The sequence below is a fragment of the Micromonospora sp. NPDC050276 genome, from assembly GCF_044459545.1.
Lineage (GTDB): Bacteria > Actinomycetota > Actinomycetes > Mycobacteriales > Micromonosporaceae > Micromonospora.
The window spans coordinates 45,209-65,616 of sequence record NZ_JBITJA010000006.1; the positions used below are offsets into that span (position 1 = coordinate 45,209).

Sequence of the window (20,408 nt, forward strand, 5' to 3'; positions counted from 1 at the left end):
CGTGGCTGCCAACCTCTCCGCCGTGGTCGGCGTCGTCTCACTCGTCACCGCGCTGACCGCGGCCCTGTTGGCGGTGCTGCGACTGCGGGCCCGCCGTGGCATCGCCACCGCCACCCAGCGCGCCACCTACGAGGTGCTGCACACCGCCGGCCTGGCCGCCGAGCCCCTCCGGGCCGGACTGAGCGAGGCGGGCGCGGCGAAGGCCGTACGCCATCTGCGGGCTCTGGTGGGTGCGGCCGGGCTGGCACTCACCGACGCCGAGCGGCTGCTGGCCCTCGATGGGCGCGGCACGCACCACGGCGAGCAACTGCTCGCGGCGGCCCGGCGGACGGTGGACACCGGCCGCTCGACGGTGCTGGGTGAGCAGGAGCTGCACTGCGACCGGGTCGACTGCCCGATCCGTGGTGCGGTGGTCGCGCCGTTGCTGGGAGCGGACGGCCGGGTGGTGGGCGCGCTGGTGGCGGTCGCCGACGGTCCACCACCCCCGGGGCTGGTGCAGGCCACCCTGGAGACGGCGCACTGGGCCGGCAACCAGCTCGCCCTGGCCGAGCTGGACTCGTCGCGGGAGCGGCTGGCCCGTGCCGAGATCCGCGCGTTGCGGGCGCAGATCAGCCCGCACTTCATCTACAACGCGTTGACCGCGATCGGCTCGTTCGTGCGCACCGACCCGGAGCGGGCCCGCGAGCTGATCCTGGAGTTCGCCGAGTTCACCCGGTACTCGTTCCGGGCGCACGGGGAGTTCACCACGCTGGCCGAGGAGCTGCGGTCGATCGACCGTTATTTGACCATCGAGCGGGCCCGGTTCGGCGACCGGTTGCAGGTACGGCTGCAGATCGCCCCGGAGGTGCTGCCGGTGACGCTGCCGTTCCTCTGCCTCCAGCCGTTGGTGGAGAACGCGGTCCGCCACGGGTTGTCCCGCAAGCCGGGCACGGGCATGGTGAGCATCGAGGCCCGGGACGCCGGGGCCGAATGCCACATCACGGTGGAGGACGACGGAGTGGGAATGGATCCGACCACGCTGACCGCCGGCATCGCCGAGCTGGCCCGCGGCACCGGCGACCCGGGCGACGACACGGGCCAGCACGTCGGCCTCTCCAACGTCGACGAGCGGCTGCGGTCGGTCTTCGGGGACCGGTTCGGCCTGGTCGTGGAGACCGGGCTGGGCTCGGGTACGAAGGTGAGCATGCGGGTGCCGAAGTTCCACCCCGGCGTACGGGCAGGATCGTGAGCGAGCGGACGGGGACGGGTGCGGTGAACGCGACCGGTTTCCTGCGGGTGCTGGCGGTGGACGACGAGCCGCCCGCGCTCGACGAGTTGGCGTACCACCTGCGGGCCGACCCCCGGGTGGCCCGGCTGCACACGGCCGGGGATGCCACCGAGGCGCTGCGGCTGCTGCGCGACGGCGACGTTGACGTGGTCTTCCTGGACATCCGGATGCCCGGCCTGGACGGCATGGAGCTGGCCCGGGTGCTGCGCCGCTTCGCCCGACCACCGGCGATCGTGTTCGTCACCGCGTACGACGACGGCGCGGTGGACGCCTTCGACCTGGGTGCCACCGACTACGTCCGGAAACCGGTTCGGGCCGATCGGTTGGCCGAGTCGCTGCGCCGGGTGATCGGTTCACGGGTGGTGCCGTCGCACCCGGCGGCGCTGGCCCGCGCGGAGGAGGACCCGACCATCCCCATCGAGCTGGCCGGCACCACCCGGATGCTGCCCCGCTCGGCGGTGCGGTGGGTGGAGGCGCAGGGGGACTACGCCCGGTTGCACACCGCGGAGGGGTCGCACCTGGTCCGGGTCTCGCTGGCCACGCTGGCGGAACGCTGGGCCGATGCCGGTTTCGTTCGGGTGCACCGGTCGTATCTGGTGCAGTTGAAGTTGATCGCGGAACTGCGACTGGTCAACTCCGGCTATGTGGTGGTGGTCGACGCCACCGAGCTGCCGGTGAGTCGGCGGCACACCCGGGAGCTGAAGGACAAGCTGGTCAGGGCCGCGAAGCAGGATTGGAGTCGCTGAACCGGGAATGACAGCGGCCCTACCGTACGTTGTACGCTAGTCCGTACGACTTCCGGGAGGCCGCCGTGACCGAGACCCCGTTCGACGCCGAGACCGAGTTCGACCGCCAACTCGACCGACTGGTGCAGCTCGGCTACCCCGCCCTCGCCGGGCTGACCGAGAACGCCTTCCGCGACCTGGTCGCGCCACTGCGGGCCAGTGCGGTCGAGGGCACCGCCGGACTGCCCGCTCCCACCGACGCCCGGGTGCCGTTCCTGCTGGTCATCACCCGGGACCTGATCGGGGTGCCGGAACGGGTGCAGCTCACCACCCTGGCCGGCAAGCGCAAGCCCGGCGTCATCGACCGGAACTACGCCGAGGACGACCTGCCCCGCTTCGACCCGATCAAGGAGTTGGAGGTACCGGCCGGGCCGGCGTACCTGCTCTTCGACGTCGACCGGGGCGAGGAGTTCCGCAACCTGGCCCCGGCGACGGCCATGGAGGGGATCACCGCCCAGGGTCGGCTGCCGCTGACCATCGACGAAGGGCTCGCCTTCGTCACCCTGCACCCCGCCGCGCTGGCCAGCAACCGGTGCTTCTCGCTGGTCGGCTCCCGCTGCGGCGACAAGCGGGTGCCGGCGCTCTGGATCAGCCAGGGCGCACCCAAGCTGGGCTGGTGCTGGTACGGCAACCCGCACACCTGGCTCGGCTCCGCCTCGGCCCGGCCGGAGCGCATCGGCCTGGAGTGACCGGCCGTACCACCGGCCCGCACCTTTGGACGGACGGGTCAGAAGATGTCGGCCAGCGGCAGGGCGAGAGGGAACGGCTGGTCGGTGCGATAGACCTCGCCAGCCGGGAGGAAGACCTCCTCGCGGTAACCGCCCACGCCGTTCACCAACACCGTCAGGGTCTGCTTTCGCGGCTCCACCAGCCAGTAGATGGGAATGCCGGCGGCCGCGTACTCGTGCCGTTTCAACACCAAGTCGCGGCCGGCGTTGCTCGGCGAGATCACCTCGACGACGAGGAGCACGTCGGCCGGGTCGAGCGCCGCGCCTCCCCGGTCCACCGCACTCTCGCGGGCAACGAAGAGATCGGGCACGAAATAGGAGGTGCGTTTGGCGCTCACCCCGATGTCCTGACCGACGAGCACGCCGTCCGGGGCCTGCCGGTCGAGGAGCCGGCGGAGGCGGTTGGCGACTGCGCCGTGGAAGACGTCCGCATGGGGGGACACGAGCAGGCTCCCGTCGAAGATCTCGTAGACCTGGTCGTCCTCTGGAATGCCTTGGAGGTCGTCGACCGTCCAGGCGTCGCCGTGGCCGGGCCGGGCAGGGTTGGTCACCGTCACACCTCCTCTCTACCGGACCACCCTGACAGCTCGGTCGGTCGTCCACAACGAGCCTCGGGAGTTCACACAGGCCAGCCCGCACAGCGAGCGAGTTATCCACAGCCTTGAGTCGTTGTCCACAGGTTATGCACAGCGGTGCCGTGCTCGTGCTGCTTGACAATCGCGTACGGCGGGTGAGACTGCCGGGGTGGCCAAGCAACTCCCGGACGTGGGGTCGGGCGGTACGGTTCCGCCGCCCCGGCGGTCCCGGATCGTGCTGGCCGAGATCACCCGGCAGGACACTCGCGCCGAGCGGACCCGCGCCGAGTTGGCCCAACAGACCCAGGTCGGCGAGGCACTGGTCCGCGGCCTGGTCCGGGCCCAACTCGCGCTGGCGCTGCGGTTGTCCCTGGTGGTGGCCATCGGGTTGGGCGGACTGCCCTGGCTGTTCGCGATCGCGCCCTCGCTGGGCCGGACCACCGTCGCCGGCGTCAACCTGCCCTGGCTGCTGCTCGGCGTGGTGTCCTTCCCGTTCCTGATCGGGGTGGGCTGGGCGTACGTGCGGTTGGCCGAACGCAACGAGCAGGACTTCATCGACCTGGTGCAACGGCCGGAGCGCTGAGGTGGGCAACGACTTCGTGGTCCCGGCCATCGTCACGGTCACCCTGGTCACCCTCGGAATCGGCTTCTACGGGCTGCGGCTGGCCCGGACCACCTCCGACTTCCTGGTGGCGTCCCGGGCGATCAGTCCGACCTGGAACGCCGCCGCCATCGGCGGGGAGTACCTGTCGGCGGCGAGCTTCCTCGGCATCGCGGGGTTGGTTCTCAAGTACGGCGTGGACGTGCTCTGGTATCCGGTCGGGTTCGCCGCCGGCTACCTGGCCCTGCTGCTCTTCGTGGCCGCGCCGCTGCGCCGCTCCGGCGCGTTCACCCTGCCCGACTTCTGCGAGCTTCGGCTGGGATCACGTCGACTCCGCATCCTGGCCACCGCCTTCGTGATCTTCATCGGCTGGCTGTACCTGGTGCCGCAGTTGCAGGGCGCCGGGTTGACCCTGGCCACGGTGGCCGGTTCCCCGTACCCGCTCGGCGCCCTGCTGGTGGCCGCCGTGGTCACCGCGAACGTGGCGCTCGGCGGGATGCGCGCGATCACCTTCGTGCAGGCCTTCCAGTACTGGCTCAAGCTGACCGCGCTCGCCGTACCGGTGATCTTCCTGGCCTTGCAGTGGCAGGCCGACGGCCGCCCGGCGGTGACCCCACCCGACGGGCCGACGTTCCGGGCCGCGACCACCGTCGTGGTCGAGCACCGCGCGACCCTCACCCTGCCCGACGGCGACATCCGAGAGGTACGCCCCGGCGACGAGCTGACCTTCGCCGCCGGTGACCCGGTGCCGGACGTGTCCGGGGTGGCCACCGACGCCAGCGACTGGCTGCTGCCCAGCGCCGCCGGCGACGACGACCGAGGGCTGTTCGCCACGTACTCGCTGATCCTGGCCACATTCCTGGGCACCATGGGCCTGCCACACGTGCTGGTGCGCTTCTACACCAACCCGGACGGGGCGGCGGCCCGCCGGACCACCCTGGTGGTGCTGGCCCTGGTCGGCGCCTTCTACCTGCTGCCCACCCTGTACGGGGTGCTCGGCCGGATCTACACCCCGCAGCTACTGGTCAGCGGGCAGACCGACGCGGTGGTGGTGCTGCTGCCCGGCGCGGCCCTCGGCGACGGGACGGCCGGGCGGCTGCTGGCCGCGCTGGTCTCGGCGGGTGCGTTCGCGGCTTTCCTCTCCACCTCGTCCGGGCTGCTGACCAGTGTCGCCGGGGTGATCTCGACGGACGTGCTCGGCCGGGGCTCGGTACGCGGTTTCCGACTGGCCACGGTGATCGCCGGAGCCGTCCCGGCGGTGCTGGCGCTGCACGTCTCCGGACTGGACGTGTCCCAGGTGGTCGGGCTGGCCTTCGCGGTCGCCGCGTCCAGCTTCTGCCCGCTGCTGGTGCTCGGCATCTGGTGGCGGGGGCTGACCGATCTGGGCGCCGCCGCCGGGGTGCTGGTCGGCGGCGGCGCGGCGATCGGCGCGGTGCTGGTCACGGTGCTCGGCCCGCCGCTGTCCGGTTGGCCGGCCACGCTCATCGCGCAGCCGGCCGCCTGGACGGTGCCGCTGGCCTTCACCGTGATGGTCGCGGTGTCGATCGCCACCCGCCGGCGAGCCCCGGCCGATGTCGCCGCCACCATGCTCCGCCTGCACACCCCGGAAGCCCTCCGCATGCAGTGATCACAGCCGCCACGGGGTCGCCAACAGGTCAACAGGTGTCAGTGCCGGCGCAGAGCCGCTGCGCCACCGGCTGGGCGTACCGCCGCGCCTCTTTCGGCGTGGTGTCCGTGTCCAACGCGATCTGTGCCACCAAATCGCCCTGCCGTACGACGAGCCAGCGGCTCCGCACGCCCTCGATGTCCGAGCCCACCAGCAGAGACTCGTCACCGGCCCCCAGCCCATCAGCCAGGACCGACATCGAGCTGGTCGCCCCTCTGGGGATGCAGTCGGTGAAAAGTGCGCGGACCCCGTCCATCTCAACGGCAGCATTGCCACGCGAGTAGCGGACGACCCGTTGGATCATGCTGGCGGTGGGCGAGTCGAACGACACGGTCCGCTGGGCGAGCCTGCCGTTGGACGTCCACGACGGCGCATCGCGGCAGTAGATCGACACCGACTCCAGGCTCCAGTCGCCGTCGATGTCGCCCTCGGTCATCGTGAAGCCGGCGGGCAGATCCGTGAGCCGCAGCATGGCCGTGGCCGGGATGGCCGTGCTGGTGGAACCATTCGACGGGCTGCCGCTGGTCGTCGACGGGCTCGACGGTGGTGGCCCAGGGGTGTCGCGGGTGGAGGGCGTCGGGGTAGCCGACGGCGTGGGTGTCGGGGTGGGTGATCCGGTCGCCGGCAGCACCGGAGTCGGTGCGCCCTCCTGGCCGTCGGCCAGCGCCACCGCCCCCGTGGCCAGCAGCGCCACCGTCACCAGGCCGGCGAGCGTTGCCGCGATCCTGGTCTGGCGGGTCCGCCGCCGGCCACGCTCCCGCACCTGTTCGGTCGGGGCCCAGCGCAGGTGCTCGGTGTCCTGAAACAGGTCAACGAAGGGCTGATCAGGCATTGCTGACCTCCTCGGGGAGGGTGGTGCCGAGCAGAGGTGCGAGGGCCTTGCGCCCTCGGGTGAGCCGCGCCTTGACCGTGCCGGCCGGAACAGCCATCCGCGTCGCGATGTCCGCGACCGAAAGATCCGCGAGGTGGTGCAGGACGACAGCCTCGCGCTGGTCCTTCGGCAACTGGCGTAACGCGGCGACCAGCGCGACGGTGTTCTCCGATGGTGGTCCGACCGCGGTTACCTGGTCATTCCGCCGATGGGCGGTGATCCCGTTACGGATCTTCCGCCAACGGTTCTGGAGGAGGCGATGTCCCACGACGTACACCCAGGCCGATGGATCGTCGTACGCACCGATGGACTGCCAGCGCTGCCAGGCCCGCACGTACGCCTCCTGCGCGGCGTCCTGCGCCTCATGGATGTCGCCACCGAGCGCGTACAGCACGGTGACGAGCCGGTGCCTGGTCGCTCGGTAGAACTCCTCGAAGCCGTCATCTCTGTCCAACGTCCCTCCCCGTTTCGCTCCTGCCTCAGTCACCCGCGAGCACGGCGTCCGGTTGCATCAGGTGCAGCAAGGAGTAGTTGTCAGGATCACTGTTGAGCGTCCTCGTCACGTACCCGTGCCAGGGGCTCTGCGGGGCTCGTCCGCCGCAGGGATGATCAGCGATCCGCCCGTCGCCGGACGGCGGAACTGGCGGTCGACGGATAACGTCGGCGCATGACTGTTGAGCACCCCGCGCTCGCACTACGTGGCCTGGCCAAACGGTTCGACGGCACGATCGCGGTGGCCGGCGTCGACCTGGACGTCCCCGCCGGCTCCTTCTATGGCCTGCTCGGGCCGAACGGCGCCGGCAAGACCACGACGCTGTCGATGGCGGTCGGGCTGTTGCGACCGGACGCGGGTACGGCCTGGGTGCTCGGGCACGACGTCTGGCAGGACCCGGTCACCGCCAAGCGGCTGCTCGGCGTGATGCCCGACGGGGTCCGCCTGTTCGACCGGCTGACCGGGGCGGAGCTGCTGGCGTACCACGGGCTGTTGCGGGGGATGGACCCGGCGGTGGTCGACCAGCGGGCCGCGGAGTTGCTGGACGTGCTGGCGCTCGGCGACGCCGGTCGGACGCTGGTGGTGGACTACTCGGCGGGCATGAAGAAGAAGATCGGCCTGGCCTGCGCGCTGCTGCACGGCCCTCGGGTGCTGGTGTTGGACGAGCCGTTCGAGGCGGTCGACCCGGTCTCCGCCGCGCTGATCCGGGACATCCTCACCCGGTACGCGGCCGGCGGCGGCACTGTGGTCTTCTCCAGTCACGTGATGGAGGTCGTCGAGCGGCTCTGCTCGCACGTGGCGATCCTGGCCGGCGGCACCATCAAGCGGGTCGGGACCATCGACGAGGTCCGCGGCGACCGCTCGCTGGAGCAGGTCTTCGTGGAGGTGGTCGGCGGACGCACGGCGACCGGCGAGGAGCTGTCGTGGCTCTCCCAGTGAGCGCGGACGCCACCCCCGCCGCGCCCGTGCGCGCGGTCTCCGCTCGACACTTCGTGCGGCTCAAGCTGCGCGTGATGGGCAACAACTTCCGGGGTCAGGGCTGGCGGATCGCCCTGTTCATCGGCGGCGCGTTGCTCGGGCTCTGGTTCGCCGCCAGCGGCTTCTTCCTCTTCGCCGCGCCGGGCCTGGCGGGCAACGGCCGGTACGCGGTGCTGATCGCGGCGGCGGGAGGTGGCTTGCTGGTGCTCGGCTGGCTGCTGCTGCCCCTCGTCTTCTTCGGTGTGGACGAGACACTGGACCCGGCCCGGTTCGCGCTGTTGCCGCTGCCCCGCCGCACGTTGGTGACCGGCCTGTTCGCCGCGGCCCTGATCAGCGTGCCGGTGCTGGCGGTGCTCATCGCGTCGTTCGGGTTGGTGCTGACCGCCTGGTCGTTGGGTGGCTGGTCGGCGGGGTTGGTCGCCGTGGTGGGTGTACTCGCCGGGCTGCTGCTCTGCGTGGCCGCCAGTAGGGCGGTGACCAGCGCCTTCGCCACCATGTTGCGGTCCCGGCGGGTTCGCGACCTGGCGGCCGTGCTGCTGGCGGTGACCGCCGCGCTGCTCGGCCCGTTGCAGGTCTTCGGCCTCGCGGCGCTACGCGAGGCGGACTGGACCAGGCTGGCCGGCGTGGCGACCGTGATCGGTTGGACACCGTTCGGCGCACCGTGGACCGCCGGCATCGACGTGGCCCAGGGGCGGGTCTGGGCGGCGCCGGTCAAGTTGTTGATCACGGTGGTGACGCTCGGTGCCCTGCTGGCCTGGTGGTCCCGGTCGCTCGAGTCGGCGATGGTGGGTGCGGCGAGTGCCGGTAAGGCACCGGCGCGGCGCGGCGCTGCCGGTGGTGCGGTCGCCCAACTGTTTCCCCGGGTTGCCGGCTGGGCCCGCCGGGACCGGTTCGGTGCCCTGGTCGCCAGGGAGGCCCGTTACTGGTGGCGGGACGCTCGACGCCGAGCCAACCTGATCACGATCGCGGTGGTCGGCATCTTCGTGCCAGTGATGATCAACGTTACGGGCGGAGACTTCACGGCCATGAGCGACGAGGGGTTGACGGCGGCTGCCGGCGACAGCTCACCGGTCGTGGTCACCATCTCGATGGTCTTCGTGGGCGTGCTCGCCGCCGTCACCCTGGCCAACCAGTTCGGCTTCGACGGCAGCGCGTACGCCGCCAACGTGGTGGCCGGGGTGCCGGGCCGGGTCGAGCTGCGGGCCCGGATGACGGCCTTCTCGCTGTACGTGCTGCCGATGCTGGCGGTCGTGGCGGTGGTGCTGTCGGTGCTGCTCGGCCGACCGGGTTGGATCGGGCTCACGGCCGGCAGCCTGGTCGCCACCTACGGCGCCGGGTTGGCGGTGAACAGCCTGGTCTCGGTGCTCGGGGCGTACTCGTTGCCGGAGACCAGCAACCCGTTCGCGATGAACAGCGGTGCGGGTCTGACGAAGGGTCTGCTCACCCTGCTGGCCATGCTCACCTCGGCGGTCGCCGCGGTGCCGATGGTGGTGGCCGCCGCGTTGCTCGGTGACGCCTGGCTCTGGCTGGCCCTGCCGGTCGGCGTGGCGTACGGGCTGGGCGCGGCGCTGCTGGGCGCGTACCTGGCCGGCGACGTGCTGGACCGACGCCAGCCGGAGCTGCTGGCCACGGTCACGCCCCGGCGCTAGCCTGCGCGGCGGCCGGCGACCTGGGCAGCGTCGGCGATAAAGTCACGCCAAACGGCCGGAGCGAAGGTGAGGGTCGGGCCGGAACGGTCCTTGCTGTCCCGGACCAGCACGACGCCGGGCAGATTGTCCGCCACCTCGACGCACGCACCGCCCGTGTCGCCGGACCTGGTCGACGTCCGCCAGCGGGGTTGAGCAACGGTCATGGCGTCACCTTCAGCTTCCGGATCAGATCCACCGAGGCGCTTGTGGAGAGCGCTTCGCCGAGCAGGCTATCCCATTTCCGACCAATCAGGCGGACGACGTCTGGGTCATCGATGACGTGTCCACGAGCAACGTCCTCGACATAGGTGACCCGTTCCCCGTCGGGCAGTTCGGCGAGCAAAAACCCGCCGGTCAGTCCGACGTGGGCTCCGGCGTCGAGCGGCACGACGTGCAGTCTGACGCTTGGCAGGGCGCTAAGTTCCATCAGGCGACCGAGCTGAGCGTCCAGTACCGCCGGCCCGCCGACCGGGCGGCGTAGAGCCGTCTCGTCCAGGACGAAGACGCATTGCGGCGACTCTGCCCGCTGCCACAACTGCTGTCGTTCCATCCGGACCGTGACCAGTTCGTCCACCACCTTGGTTGGATTCAGCCCGCCAGCCGAAATGACCGCGCGGGCATAGTCCTCGGTTTGCAGAAGCCCCGGAATCAGGCACGGCTCGAATTCGCAGAGCCGGATCGCCTGCTCCTCATGGTTGCGCCACGGAACGAACCAGGTCGGAAGCCGCTGCCGATCGGCGGCCCGTAACAGTTCGGCGAGGAGGCCGCCGGTGGCTAGGGCCTCGTCGGCGGCGACCGCGAACTCCATGGTCGGCCGACGCCGGCCGGTCTCGATGGCGGCCACCGTGGATGGACTCCATCTTGTCAACGTTGCCAGTGCTTCCTGGGACACCTCGGCACCGGCTCGGGCGGCCTTCAACGCCCGCACCCACATTTCGACGTTCATCCTTACCTCTCCGGTAAGTACGTGACCCCGCTGTGTAGTAAGCCCTGGCATCCTCCCCTCTCCGCGCCTCTCAGTCCAGGGTGGATGACACGCGGCCCGGTCGGTGGAGGCGATGTCCCGGCGTCCGGTCCTGCGTTCGGGTCGCCCCGGTCATCCCCCGATCGGGGCGACCCCGTTGACCGGAAGGAGATCAGCCATGTTCGGGTTCATCCGTGGCCGGAACGAGGTGTGGTGGTCGTACCGGAAAAGGAAGGCTGCGGCACCGGCGGCCGCGCCGGGCGCGACCGGATCGGAGCGTTCGGCGGGCCCGCCAAATCGACCACCCGCGTGGGCGAACGGGCCGACGGTGGCCTTGCCGCGACCGGGCCGGGCCGGTTGGCTGACCCCCGCGCAAGCCTGGCGGGCGAACGGCGGTCGCTGGTGAAACCCGCCGCCCGGCCAGCGGCTCGGACCTCAGACCAGGCACGCGACCGGACGCCTCGCACCTGGGATCGGCCTGCCACCGCAAGCGTGATGTCTCTGAGGCATCAATATGACTCAGCGGCATCACGGTCATTGGGGCACCGCCCTCCGGCGAGCGGACCGTGCCGCAGCCGGGCGACTCCACCGCCCCGGACGGCCGGGGAGCCACGGTGAGCCGGCCGCACCTGCCGATGCGGCCACTCTGGCGGTGTCGGGGCTGCGGCGCACTCTGGCCGTGTCAGCCGGCGCGGCTGGCGCTGCTCGCCGAGTACCGACACGATCGCGTGGCGCTGCTGGTCTACCTGGGCACGATGATGGCGGAGGCTGGCGATCAACTCGCCCGCCTCAACGGGCGACCCGCCGACCTGCACGAGCGCTTCGTTGGTTGGGCGAGGGGCCGGGGCGGCACAATGTTTCACGTGAATCATGAGCCGGGCGCCGAGATCCACCACACCGACCCGTTCGCGGTGCCGGCCGGGCAACGGTCGCCGGCACGTCAGCTGCGTGGTCGCCTCGCCGCACCGGTGACCGTCTGGACGGCGCCCGGCCCGGCCGGGCTGACCGTCTCGTCCACCCTGGTGGCCGAGGGGGAACCGGACCGACTGCTCGGGCTGATCGACGCGGAGTCCGACCTCTGGGCTGCCATCGAGGAGTCCGGGCGGTTCGCGGTCACGCCACTCGGCCCACCACATCGGCAACTCGCCGACCGGTTCGCTGGCCTCTTCCCGGCCCCGGGCGGGCTCTTCGCCACCGGCGCGTGGCTCGAGACGCCGTACGGGCCGGTGCCGGCGGACGCCGGCGGCTGGGCCGGGTGCCGGCTGGACACCGCCCGGGAGTACGGCTGGGCGCTGCTGGTGGAGGCCACGATCGAGGCGGTTGACCTGGCCGAGGAGGCCGCTCCGCTGCTGCACTACCGGGGTCGCTATCACGAGCTGCCGGATTGACCGGGCGCCTCGCCCGGGGCGACCGATCATCGCAGTGACCTGAGTCACTTGGCGCAGCCAGCCAACCGCTCGGCGCACTCGCCGACCGGCGTCAATCTCAGCCTTCCCTGCCGGGGAGTGCGCTCTTTACCGTGCGCGAAACTCCTCTGACGCCTGTGAAGGTGGTGATCCACAGATGTCCACGGACACACCCGCTCCGGCCGCTTCCCAGTCGGACAAGTACCTGGCCGTACAACGGTCGGACGAGTTCGCCGGGCTGCGGCGTGCGCTGCGCGGCTTCGTCTTTCCGATGACCGTCGCGTTCTTCCTGTGGTATGCGCTCTACGTCATTCTCTCCGCGTACGCCCGGGACTTCATGGGCACGAAGCTGTTCGGCAGCAACATCAACGTCGCACTCGTCTTCGGCCTGCTCCAGTTCGTCTCCACGTTCCTGATCGCCTGGCTCTACTCCCGGTACGCGGACCGGAAGATCGACCCCGTGGCCGACCGGATCCGCGCCGAGATCGGGGAGGTGACCCATGAGCAAGGTCCTCGCGGTTGAGACGTTCCTGGCGGCCGAGGCGGGCAATCACACCGCCCGCAACCTGACCATCACGCTCTTCCTGGTCTTCGTGGCGGTGACCCTGGGCATCACCATCTGGGCCAGCCGGCAGACCAAGACGGCGACCGACTTCTACGCCGGCGGCCGGTCCTTCTCCGGCTTCCAGAACGGCATGGCGATCGGCGGCGACTACATGTCGGCCGCCTCGTTCCTCGGTATCGCCGGCATCATCGCGTTGTACGGCTACGACGGCTTCCTCTACTCGATCGGCTTCCTGGTCGCCTGGCTGGTGGCCCTGCTGCTGGTCGCCGAGCTGCTGCGAAACTCCGGCCGGTACACGATGGCGGACGTGCTGGCCTTCCGGATGCGGCAGCGTCCGGTGCGTACGGCGGCGGCGGTCTCCACCATCACGGTGTCGATCTTCTACCTGCTCGCCCAGATGGTGGGCGCCGGCGCGCTGGTCGCGCTGCTGCTCGGCATCCGGCCGGGGACGACCTTCCTCGGCATGGACGCGTCCACCGCGAAGGTGGCCACCATCATCATGGTCGGCGCGCTCATGATCATCTACGTCACCGTGGGTGGCATGAAGGGCACCACCTACGTGCAAATCGTCAAGGCGTTCCTGCTCATGGGCGGCGCGCTGTTGATGACGATCCTGGTGCTGGCGAAGTTCAACTTCAACCTGTCGGCGCTGCTCGGCCAGGCGGCCGAGGCATCCGGCAAGGGCAGCGCCTTCCTCGAACCCGGTCTGCGGTACGGCGTCGAGGTCGCCGGCAACTCGACACAGACCTTCTACAACAAGGTGGATCTGCTGTCCCTGGGCATCGCCCTGGTGCTCGGCACCGCCGGTCTGCCGCACATCCTGATCCGCTTCTACACGGTGCCGACCGCGAAGGCGGCCCGCAAGAGCGTGCTCTGGGCGATCGGCATCATCGGCACCTTCTACCTGCTCACCCTGGCCCTCGGCTTCGGTGCGGCGGCGCTGGTCGGCGGCGAGGCGATCACCGCGCAGGACAAGGCCGGCAACACCGCCGCGCCGCAGCTGGCCGAGGCGCTCGGCATCGACTTCTTCGGCGGCGAACTGGGCGGGGCGGCGTTGCTGGCGATCATCGCGGCGGTCGCCTTCGCCACCATCCTCGCGGTGGTCGCCGGGTTGACGTTGGCCTCCTCGTCCAGCCTGGCGCATGACTTCTACGCGAACGTCATCAAGAGAGGCGAGGCGTCGGAGCGGCAGGAGGTGCGGGTCGCCCGGATCTCCGCCCTGGTGATCGGCGCGGTGTCGATCGCGTTGTCGATCTACGCGCAGAACCTCAACGTGGCGTTCCTGGTGGCGCTGGCCTTCGCGGTCGCCGCCTCGGGCAACCTGCCAGCGATCCTCTACAGCCTCTTCTGGCGGCGGTTCAACACCTCCGGCGCGGTGTGGGCGATCTACGGCGGTCTGCTCTCGGCCGTGCTGCTGGTGTTCTTCTCGCCGGTGGTCTCCGGTGCGGCGACCTCGATGTTCCCGAACCACGACTGGCAGTGGTTCCCGTTGTCCAACCCGGGCATCCTCTCCATCCCGTTCGGCTTCCTCTGCGGGTGGATCGGCACTGTCATCTCGAAGGAGAACGACGAGGACAAGTACGCCGAGTTGGAGGTGCGCGCCCTGACCGGCGCCGGCGCCCACTGATCGCGGCACCTGTCGCGGGGCCCCCTGTTGACGCGCCACGTCAACAGGGGGCCCTTCCGCGATTTTGGGGCTCGGTAGGCTGAGCAGTATGAAGGTTGCTGAGCGCTTTGGTTCCGGTCACCGCGTCCTCGTCACCGGCGGAGCTGGCTTCGTCCCGTCGCACCTGGTGGATTCGCTGATCGCCCGCGGCTGCACGGTGGTGGCGCTGGACAACTTCGTGACCGGCTCCAAGGAGAACGTCGCGCACCTGCTGGACCGGCCAACCTTCACCCTCGTCGAGGCGGACATCTCCGACGGTCTGCCGACCCATCACCCGGCGCTGGCCGAGCGGTTCGACGCGATCCTGCACATGGCCTCTCCGGCCAGCCCCACCGACTTCGCCCAGTTGCCGGTGGAGATCCTCCGGGTCGGCTCGGTAGGCACCCTGCACCTGCTGGAGCGCGCGGTCGCCGACGGCGCCCGGTTCCTGATGGCCTCCACCTCCGAGGCGTACGGGGACCCGAAGGAGCACCCGCAGCGGGAGACCTACTGGGGCAACGTCAACCCGATCGGGGTCCGCAGCGTCTACGACGAGGCGAAGCGCTTCTCCGAGGCCGCGACGATGGCGTACCACCGCTACCGCGGGCTCGACGCGGCGATCGTCCGGATCTTCAACACCTACGGCCCGCGGATGCGCCCGGACGACGGCCGCGCGATCCCGACCTTCATCTCCCAGGCGCTGCGCGGCGAGCCGATCACCGTGCACGGCACCGGCAACCAGACCCGGTCCATCTGCTTCGTCGAGGACCTGGTGCGGGGCATCCTGCTGCTGCTCGACTCGACCGAGACGGGCCCGGTCAACTGCGGCACCGAGCACGAGCTGACCATGCGGCAACTCGCCGAGTTGATCGTGTCGCTCTCCGACAGCACCTCGAAGGTGACCTATGTCACCCGCAGTTCGGATGACCCGGAGATGCGCCGACCGGACCTCACGCTCGCTCGTGAACTGCTCGGATACGAGCCGACGGTCGCGCCCGAAGACGGCCTGCGACGCACGATCGAGTACTTCCGGACGCGGCTAGGGTAGCCCGATCTTTGCGTACTGCCTGCCGCTGAGTGTCGCCTGAAGGCGGCGGTGGCTCCCGCTACGTACCCTGAGTTACATGTCCGCGACTTCGTCTGCCGGCGTTCCGAATCCGTACCTGCACCGCAGCGCCGGGCGCGCGTCGGTGCCCGGCCCCGACCGGGGCGCCTCCGGGCGTGCCCGTCCGACCGAGGCGCGCTTCTACCCGTCGTACGACGAGGAGCAGCCTCGGCCCGGCGGTCCGGCGGGGCCCACCGGACCGGGCGGCCCCGGTGGCGCCGGTGAGCCGGGGCGGCGGGGTCCGCGACCGCGCTGGGGTCGGATCGCCCTCGTGGCCGGGGTCGCCGTGCTGGTGCTGGCCCTGCTCGGCAGCGTCGGCGCCTGGTTGTACGCCCGCAACCTCAACGGCGACCTGGCCCGCACCGACCCGTTCGCGGAGATCACCGGCGGCCGGCCGGCCAAGACCGTCGACGGCGCGCTGAACATCCTGCTGGTCGGCAGCGACTCGCGGGACCCGGACGCGCCGGTCGACACCAAGAGTCAGTGGCGTGCCGACACGATCATCGTCATGCACATCCCGGCCGACCACCAGGAGGCGTACCTCGTCTCCATCCCGCGCGACCTCTACGTGCCGATCCCGGAGAGCGCCGGCGCGGACTGCGGCTCCGGTTCGCGCGCGAAGATCAACGCGGCGTTCGCATTCGGCGGTCTGCCGCTGGCGGTACGCACCGTGGAGTGCTTCACCGACGTTCGGATCGACCACGTGATGGCGATCGACTTCGGCGGCTTCAAGGAGGTCACCGACGCCCTCGGCGGGGTGGACCTGAAGGTGGAGCGGACCATCACCTCGATCCACAAGCCGTACCGGACGTTCACCAAGGGCACCAATCACATGGACGGCGCGGAGGCGCTGGACTGGATCCGGCAGCGCAAGCAGTTCCCGGACGGTGACTTCGCCCGGATGCGACACCAGCAGGAGTTCCTTCGGGCGCTGATGGACAAGGCGGCGAGCACCGGCACGCTGGCGAACCCGAAGAAGCTCAATGACTTCCTCCAGTCGGTGACCGCGGCCGTAACCGTTGACCAAGGTTTCTCGGTTACAGACATGGCGCTGCAGTTCCGAAACCTGCGCGGCCAGAACCTCACCTTCGTGACCAGCCCGAACTCGGGCAGCGAGACGATCAACGGCGAGTCGGTGGTGGTGTCGGACCGAGAGAAGGCGCTCGCGATGTACCAGGCCATGTCGGCCGACACCATGGCCGACTGGGTCAAGGCCAACCCACCGAAGAGCAACGACGGCGGCTGACGCACCGGGAGGGCGGCCCGCCCGTGTGGCTGATCGAGGTCCGACGCGCACCAACCGTTCGGGTCATCGAGCGGCGACGATCGACTGAGTTCATGAAATTCGACGTCCGGATTGACCCGGGATGAACTCGCCAAGTCGATTTGATGTACGTACAGTGGTGCCGCCCCCTCCTGATCACGAGCTGGAGCACGAATGCCGGTTCAGGCCAGTCGTCGCCCTTCTTCCCCCGGTTCCGCCGCTCCCAGCGGTCGAGTCGCCGCAGCCATTCCGGCGCAGGCACGCCCCTCGGGCGGCGGGCCGGGAGCCCGCCCGCCCGGCAGTGGCGGCGGCGATGGTGGTCGCCCGGGTGGCGGTGGCTCGACGAAGCCGACGAAGCGCAAGGACCCGCTCTGGGCCAGGCTGACCGTGGTCTTCGGTGCCGTGCTGATGCTGAGCAGCGGAGTGGCCATCGTCGGCAGCAAGGTGCTGATCGGGCAGGCGACCGGCGGCATCGCGAAGGGCAACCTGCTGGGTGAGGCCGGCAAGTCCGACGCCGAGGGCGGCGCGAGCCTGGACGGCCCGATCGACATGCTGCTGCTCGGGGTGGACGCGCGGGAGCGCTGGGCCGCCGACGACGTCCGCTCGGACAGCATCATCATCCTGCACATCCCGGCCACCCACGACCAGGCGTACCTGATCTCGATTCCCCGGGACACCGAGGCGCAGATCCCGCCCTTCTCGAAGAGCGGCTACGCCGGCGGCACCGGAAAGATCAATGCCGCCTTCCAGGCCGGCGCCGCCAACGGCGGGGGCTGGGAGGGTGGCGCCCAGTTGATGGCGCAGACGATCAAACGGCTGACCGGGATCAGCTTCGACGGTGCGGCGATCATCAACTTCGGTGGTTTCAAGAACGTCATCGACACCCTGGGCACGGTGCGGATCTGCGTCAGCCAGGAAGTCAAGTCGCTGCACATGTCGTACGTCGACGGCAAGCCGATGTGGAACGCGGACGCCAAGAAGACCGGCAAGCCGCGGACTCCGGTGGTGCACAAGAAGGGCTGCCAGGAGATGGAGGGTTGGGCCGCGCTCGACTACTCCCGGCAGCGCAAATCCCTCAAGAACGGTGACTACGACCGCCAGGCGAACCAGCAGCAGCTGATCAAGGCGATGGCCAAGAAGGCCACCGATGGCGGGATGCTGACCAACCCGGCCAAGATGAACAACCTGATCAAGGCGGCGGGCAAGGCGTTCGTGCTGGACACCGGCGGCGTGCCGATCGAGGACTTCATCTTCACCATGCGTGGGGTCACCGCCAACGAGCTGACCATGCTCAAGACCAACAACGGCACCTTCAACGCCAACGGCAACAACACCGAGGGCTTGAACGAAGAGACCATGGCGATGTTCCGGGCGGTCAAGCAGGACAAACTCGCCGAGTTCGTCTTCACCCACCCCGAGGTGATCTCCACCCGCAAGTAGGGCCGGAAGTCGCGGAAAGCCAGCGACGCTGAAGTCACCGCCCGTAGCCTGACGTGAGCAGGTTTCACGTATCGGCTGCGGGGAGGCGGTCACGGCCAGGTGGGGACGAAACGCGGCGGGCCGGGCCGGAGTGGCCCCGTCGGCCCGATCGCGTGGTGCCCGTGGGTCGCGGATCATGCTCGGCGTCGGCCTGGCCCTTGTCCTGCTGGCCGGGCTCGTCGTGGCCGGGCTCAAGACGCTCAGCCACCGGTACGACCGCATGGTGACCAAGGAGCAACTGCTCGACCCCGACGCCCGCACCGACCGCACCGATCTGGACGGGCCGCTCAACTACCTCCTGGTCGGCTCCGACCGGCGACCCGGTGACAGCGGGCCGGACCAACGCTCGGACACCATCCTCATCGTGCACGTTCCCGCTGGTCAGCGGGAGGCGTACCTGGTCTCCATTCCGCGTGACCTGCTGGTCGCCATCCCGCCCGCGAACGGCTTCGGCGGCGGCCAAGACAAGATCAATGCCGCGTACGAGCACGGCGGCGGCGGGCAGGCCGGTGCCCAACTGCTCTCCGCCACCCTGCACCGACTCACCGGAATCCAGTTCGACGGTGCCGCGCTCATCGACTTCTCCGGCTTCCGGAAGGTCATCGACCTGCTCGGTGGGGTGGAGATGTGCGTGGACACCGAGGTCCGCTCGATCCACACCAACCGGGTCTTCCCCACCGGCTGCCAGCGGATGGACGGGGCGCAGGCGCTGGACTACGTCCGACAGCGCTACGACCTGCCCGGCGGCGACTTCGACCGACAACACCACCAGCAGCAACTGCTCCGAGCGATGCTGGACAGCGCCGGCCGGGCGGACCTGCGGAGCGATCCCGTCAAACTGGACCAGGTGCTCCGCGCGGTCGGCAGCTCGCTGACCGTCGACACCAACGGCGTACCCCTGGAGGACCTGCTGCTCGCGCTGCGCGCGCTGCCGCCCGACGGGATGCGCGGCGTGCAGGTGCCCTCCTCGCCGCAGACCATCGACGAGATTTCGTACGTGGTGCTGGACAACGGGGGCAACGGGCTCTTCGAGGCGCTTCGCGGCACACGGGTGCCGGCCTGGGCGCAGGCCAACCCCCGCTGGGTGACCCGGTTGTGACGGTGTCGACGGCCCGGTCGGTGCCGAACCGGCCCAGGAGGATCTAGTGTTGCTTCCTGTGTTCGGACCCCAGGTTCCCACCGTGCCCGTGACCGAGATCGCCGACGAGATCTACCTGCTGGATGTGCGGGAGGACGACGAGTGGGCGGCCGGCCATGCGCCCACCGCCCACCACCTGCCGATGATGGAGCTGCCGGCCCGGCTGGCCGAGGTGCCCACCGACCGGGAGGTGGCAGTCGTCTGCCGTTCCGGCGGGCGCTCCGCCCAGGTCGTCGCCTACCTGATCAACAACGGCTGGGAGCAGGTGCGCAACGCCGACGGCGGGATGCGCCAGTGGGCTGCGGTCGGCCGACCGGTGGTCGACGCGAACGGGCAGCCCGGCCAGGTCATCTGAGGCCGGCAATGGGCGGGCCACTGGTCTTCGCGCACCGCGGCGCCTCGTTCGACCTACCCGAGCACACTCTGGCCGCGTACCTGCGCGCTCTCGACGAGGGCGCCGACGGCCTGGAGTGTGACGTCCGGCTGACCCGGGACGGGCACCTGGTCTGCGTGCACGATCGGCGACTCGACCGCACCAGCAACGGCCGCGGTCTGGTCAGCGCGCGTACGCTCGCCGAACTGGACGCCCTGGACTTCGGCTCCTGGCACCCGGGCAGCGCGCCGAGCGGTGACCTGCCGCCGGACGAGTCGCACACCCGGCTGCTGACCCTGGCCCGGCTGTTGGACGCGGTGCTCGCCGCCGGCCGGCCGGTCCGGCTGCTGGTCGAGACGAAGCACCCGTCCCGCTACGGCTCGAACGTGGAACGCCGGCTGGTCAGTCTGCTGCGCCGGTACGGGCTGGCTGACCCCGCGCCGGACGATCCGGTGCAGGTCACCGTCATGTCGTTCTCCCCGCTGGCGGTCCGCCGGGTGCGCGAGCTGGCGCCGACGCTGCCCACCGTGCTGTTGCTGGAGGTGTTGCCGCGCTGGTTGCGGTTGGGTCGGCTGCCGTTCGGCACCCGGATCGCCGGGCCGGGCATCGGCCTGGTCCGGGCCCGCCCGCAGCTGCTGCCCGCACTGCGCGCGGCCGGCAACCAGGTGTACGTCTGGACGGTCAACGAGCCGAGCGACCTGGAGCTGGTGCTGGCCGCCGGGGTGGACGGGGTCATCACCGACCGGCCGGCGTACGCCCTCGCCCGGCTGGACCGCTGACCTGATCGGTCGGGCAGGGGTGCCCAAAACCGGGTCGG

The 20,408-nt window shown here is 70.3% G+C and carries 21 protein-coding genes; 16 read left to right on the forward strand and 5 right to left on the reverse strand.

The window, feature by feature from the left end:
- Position 1 precedes the first annotated feature (1 nt).
- The 3 genes from ACIBF8_RS14165 to ACIBF8_RS14175 all read left to right on the forward strand — a co-directional run bounded on the left by ACIBF8_RS14165 (position 2) and on the right by ACIBF8_RS14175 (position 2,741).
- Complete coding sequence (locus ACIBF8_RS14165) at positions 2 to 1,228, forward strand: sensor histidine kinase (RefSeq protein WP_396783197.1); 1,227 nt, start codon at positions 2 to 4, stop codon at positions 1,226 to 1,228.
- Positions 1,229 to 1,251: 23 nt separating this feature from the next.
- Positions 1,252 to 2,013, forward strand: a complete 762-nt coding sequence (locus ACIBF8_RS14170; protein WP_396783747.1) for a LytR/AlgR family response regulator transcription factor — start codon at positions 1,252 to 1,254, stop codon at positions 2,011 to 2,013.
- 65 nt (positions 2,014 to 2,078) lie between these two features.
- A complete protein-coding gene (locus ACIBF8_RS14175) occupies positions 2,079 to 2,741 on the forward strand; it encodes a DUF5701 family protein (RefSeq protein ID WP_396783198.1) in 663 nt (220 codons plus the stop codon).
- A gap of 38 nt (positions 2,742 to 2,779) precedes the next feature.
- On the opposite strand, the gene ACIBF8_RS14180 is transcribed toward ACIBF8_RS14175, so the two are convergent.
- Positions 2,780 to 3,331: a Uma2 family endonuclease gene (locus ACIBF8_RS14180; protein WP_396783199.1), complete on the reverse strand. Its 552-nt coding sequence runs from the start codon at positions 3,329 to 3,331 to the stop codon at positions 2,780 to 2,782.
- A gap of 193 nt (positions 3,332 to 3,524) precedes the next feature.
- Between ACIBF8_RS14180 and ACIBF8_RS14185 the strand changes: the two genes are divergently transcribed.
- Both ACIBF8_RS14185 and ACIBF8_RS14190 read left to right on the forward strand, forming a co-directional pair.
- A complete protein-coding gene (locus ACIBF8_RS14185; RefSeq protein WP_396783201.1) occupies positions 3,525 to 3,938 on the forward strand; it encodes a hypothetical protein in 414 nt (137 codons plus the stop codon).
- Position 3,939: 1 nt separating this feature from the next.
- Complete coding sequence (locus ACIBF8_RS14190; RefSeq protein WP_396783202.1) at positions 3,940 to 5,583, forward strand: cation acetate symporter; 1,644 nt, start codon at positions 3,940 to 3,942, stop codon at positions 5,581 to 5,583.
- Between the two features lie 28 nt (positions 5,584 to 5,611).
- On the opposite strand, the gene ACIBF8_RS14195 is transcribed toward ACIBF8_RS14190, so the two are convergent.
- Together ACIBF8_RS14195 and ACIBF8_RS14200 are read right to left on the reverse strand one after the other, a co-directional pair.
- Positions 5,612 to 6,454, reverse strand: coding sequence for a hypothetical protein (locus ACIBF8_RS14195; protein ID WP_396783204.1), 843 nt, complete (start codon positions 6,452 to 6,454; stop codon positions 5,612 to 5,614).
- Positions 6,447 to 6,947 carry a SigE family RNA polymerase sigma factor gene (locus tag ACIBF8_RS14200; RefSeq protein WP_396783206.1) on the reverse strand — a complete coding sequence of 167 codons (501 nt, stop codon included), beginning with the start codon at positions 6,945 to 6,947 and terminating at the stop codon, positions 6,447 to 6,449. The genes ACIBF8_RS14195 and ACIBF8_RS14200 overlap by 8 nt, the downstream gene beginning before the upstream one ends.
- Before the next feature lie 213 nt (positions 6,948 to 7,160).
- Here ACIBF8_RS14200 and ACIBF8_RS14205 point away from each other — a divergent pair, with 213 nt between their 5' ends.
- Positions 7,161 to 7,925 (forward strand): ABC transporter ATP-binding protein, encoded by a 765-nt coding sequence (locus ACIBF8_RS14205; RefSeq protein ID WP_396783208.1) that lies wholly within the window; start codon positions 7,161 to 7,163, stop codon positions 7,923 to 7,925.
- Complete coding sequence (locus ACIBF8_RS14210) at positions 7,910 to 9,613, forward strand: ABC transporter permease (protein ID WP_396783209.1); 1,704 nt, start codon at positions 7,910 to 7,912, stop codon at positions 9,611 to 9,613. The genes ACIBF8_RS14205 and ACIBF8_RS14210 overlap by 16 nt, the downstream gene beginning before the upstream one ends.
- Here the strand turns inward: ACIBF8_RS14210 and ACIBF8_RS14215 are convergent.
- Positions 9,610 to 9,816: a DUF397 domain-containing protein gene (locus ACIBF8_RS14215; RefSeq protein ID WP_396783210.1), complete on the reverse strand. Its 207-nt coding sequence runs from the start codon at positions 9,814 to 9,816 to the stop codon at positions 9,610 to 9,612. The genes ACIBF8_RS14210 and ACIBF8_RS14215 overlap by 4 nt on opposite strands.
- Positions 9,813 to 10,598, reverse strand: coding sequence for a Scr1 family TA system antitoxin-like transcriptional regulator (locus tag ACIBF8_RS14220; RefSeq protein ID WP_396783211.1), 786 nt, complete (start codon positions 10,596 to 10,598; stop codon positions 9,813 to 9,815). Before ACIBF8_RS14220 ends, ACIBF8_RS14215 begins: the two co-directional genes overlap by 4 nt.
- Positions 10,599 to 11,251: 653 nt before the next feature.
- Between ACIBF8_RS14220 and ACIBF8_RS14225 the strand changes: the two genes are divergently transcribed.
- The 9 genes from ACIBF8_RS14225 to ACIBF8_RS14265 all read left to right on the forward strand — a co-directional run bounded on the left by ACIBF8_RS14225 (position 11,252) and on the right by ACIBF8_RS14265 (position 20,370).
- A complete protein-coding gene (locus tag ACIBF8_RS14225) occupies positions 11,252 to 12,004 on the forward strand; it encodes a flavin reductase family protein (protein ID WP_396783749.1) in 753 nt (250 codons plus the stop codon).
- A gap of 175 nt (positions 12,005 to 12,179) precedes the next feature.
- Positions 12,180 to 12,545, forward strand: coding sequence for a DUF485 domain-containing protein (locus ACIBF8_RS14230; RefSeq protein ID WP_196920279.1), 366 nt, complete (start codon positions 12,180 to 12,182; stop codon positions 12,543 to 12,545).
- Positions 12,523 to 14,214 carry a cation acetate symporter gene (locus tag ACIBF8_RS14235; RefSeq protein ID WP_396783212.1) on the forward strand — a complete coding sequence of 564 codons (1,692 nt, stop codon included), beginning with the start codon at positions 12,523 to 12,525 and terminating at the stop codon, positions 14,212 to 14,214. The genes ACIBF8_RS14230 and ACIBF8_RS14235 overlap by 23 nt, the downstream gene beginning before the upstream one ends.
- 88 nt (positions 14,215 to 14,302) lie before the next feature.
- On the forward strand, positions 14,303 to 15,280 hold the full coding sequence (locus ACIBF8_RS14240) for an NAD-dependent epimerase/dehydratase family protein (protein WP_396783214.1): 978 nt from the start codon (positions 14,303 to 14,305) through the stop codon (positions 15,278 to 15,280).
- Positions 15,281 to 15,356: 76 nt separating this feature from the next.
- Positions 15,357 to 16,583 (forward strand): LCP family protein, encoded by a 1,227-nt coding sequence (locus ACIBF8_RS14245; protein ID WP_396783216.1) that lies wholly within the window; start codon positions 15,357 to 15,359, stop codon positions 16,581 to 16,583.
- Between the two features lie 192 nt (positions 16,584 to 16,775).
- Positions 16,776 to 18,041 carry an LCP family protein gene (locus ACIBF8_RS14250; RefSeq protein ID WP_396783217.1) on the forward strand — a complete coding sequence of 422 codons (1,266 nt, stop codon included), beginning with the start codon at positions 16,776 to 16,778 and terminating at the stop codon, positions 18,039 to 18,041.
- 175 nt (positions 18,042 to 18,216) lie between these two features.
- The gene (locus ACIBF8_RS14255) at positions 18,217 to 19,179 is read left to right on the forward strand and encodes an LCP family protein (RefSeq protein ID WP_396783218.1); all 963 of its coding nucleotides are present in this window, start codon (positions 18,217 to 18,219) and stop codon (positions 19,177 to 19,179) included.
- 58 nt (positions 19,180 to 19,237) lie between these two features.
- Positions 19,238 to 19,573, forward strand: a complete 336-nt coding sequence (locus ACIBF8_RS14260; protein WP_396783750.1) for a rhodanese-like domain-containing protein — start codon at positions 19,238 to 19,240, stop codon at positions 19,571 to 19,573.
- An 8-nt stretch (positions 19,574 to 19,581) separates the two neighbouring features.
- Positions 19,582 to 20,370, forward strand: coding sequence for a glycerophosphodiester phosphodiesterase (locus ACIBF8_RS14265; protein WP_396783219.1), 789 nt, complete (start codon positions 19,582 to 19,584; stop codon positions 20,368 to 20,370).
- Positions 20,371 to 20,408: the final 38 nt, after the last annotated feature.

Excerpts from the sequence above, each read along its gene's own strand:
- ACIBF8_RS14195 (WP_396783204.1), bottom strand. The coding sequence starts at position 6,454 with ATGCCTGATCAGCCCTTCGTTGACCTGTTTCAGGACACCGAGCACCTG.
- ACIBF8_RS14205 (WP_396783208.1), top strand. The coding sequence starts at position 7,161 with ATGACTGTTGAGCACCCCGCGCTCGCACTACGTGGCCTGGCCAAACGG.
- ACIBF8_RS14215 (WP_396783210.1), bottom strand. The coding sequence starts at position 9,816 with ATGACCGTTGCTCAACCCCGCTGGCGGACGTCGACCAGGTCCGGCGAC.
- ACIBF8_RS14220 (WP_396783211.1), bottom strand. The coding sequence starts at position 10,598 with ATGAACGTCGAAATGTGGGTGCGGGCGTTGAAGGCCGCCCGAGCCGGT.
- ACIBF8_RS14225 (WP_396783749.1), top strand. The coding sequence starts at position 11,252 with ATGCGGCCACTCTGGCGGTGTCGGGGCTGCGGCGCACTCTGGCCGTGT.
- ACIBF8_RS14230 (WP_196920279.1), top strand. The coding sequence starts at position 12,180 with ATGTCCACGGACACACCCGCTCCGGCCGCTTCCCAGTCGGACAAGTAC.
- ACIBF8_RS14235 (WP_396783212.1), top strand. The coding sequence starts at position 12,523 with ATGAGCAAGGTCCTCGCGGTTGAGACGTTCCTGGCGGCCGAGGCGGGC.
- ACIBF8_RS14240 (WP_396783214.1), top strand. The coding sequence starts at position 14,303 with ATGAAGGTTGCTGAGCGCTTTGGTTCCGGTCACCGCGTCCTCGTCACC.
- ACIBF8_RS14245 (WP_396783216.1), top strand. The coding sequence starts at position 15,357 with ATGTCCGCGACTTCGTCTGCCGGCGTTCCGAATCCGTACCTGCACCGC.
- ACIBF8_RS14250 (WP_396783217.1), top strand. The coding sequence starts at position 16,776 with ATGCCGGTTCAGGCCAGTCGTCGCCCTTCTTCCCCCGGTTCCGCCGCT.
- ACIBF8_RS14255 (WP_396783218.1), top strand. The coding sequence starts at position 18,217 with ATGCTCGGCGTCGGCCTGGCCCTTGTCCTGCTGGCCGGGCTCGTCGTG.
- ACIBF8_RS14265 (WP_396783219.1), top strand. The coding sequence starts at position 19,582 with ATGGGCGGGCCACTGGTCTTCGCGCACCGCGGCGCCTCGTTCGACCTA.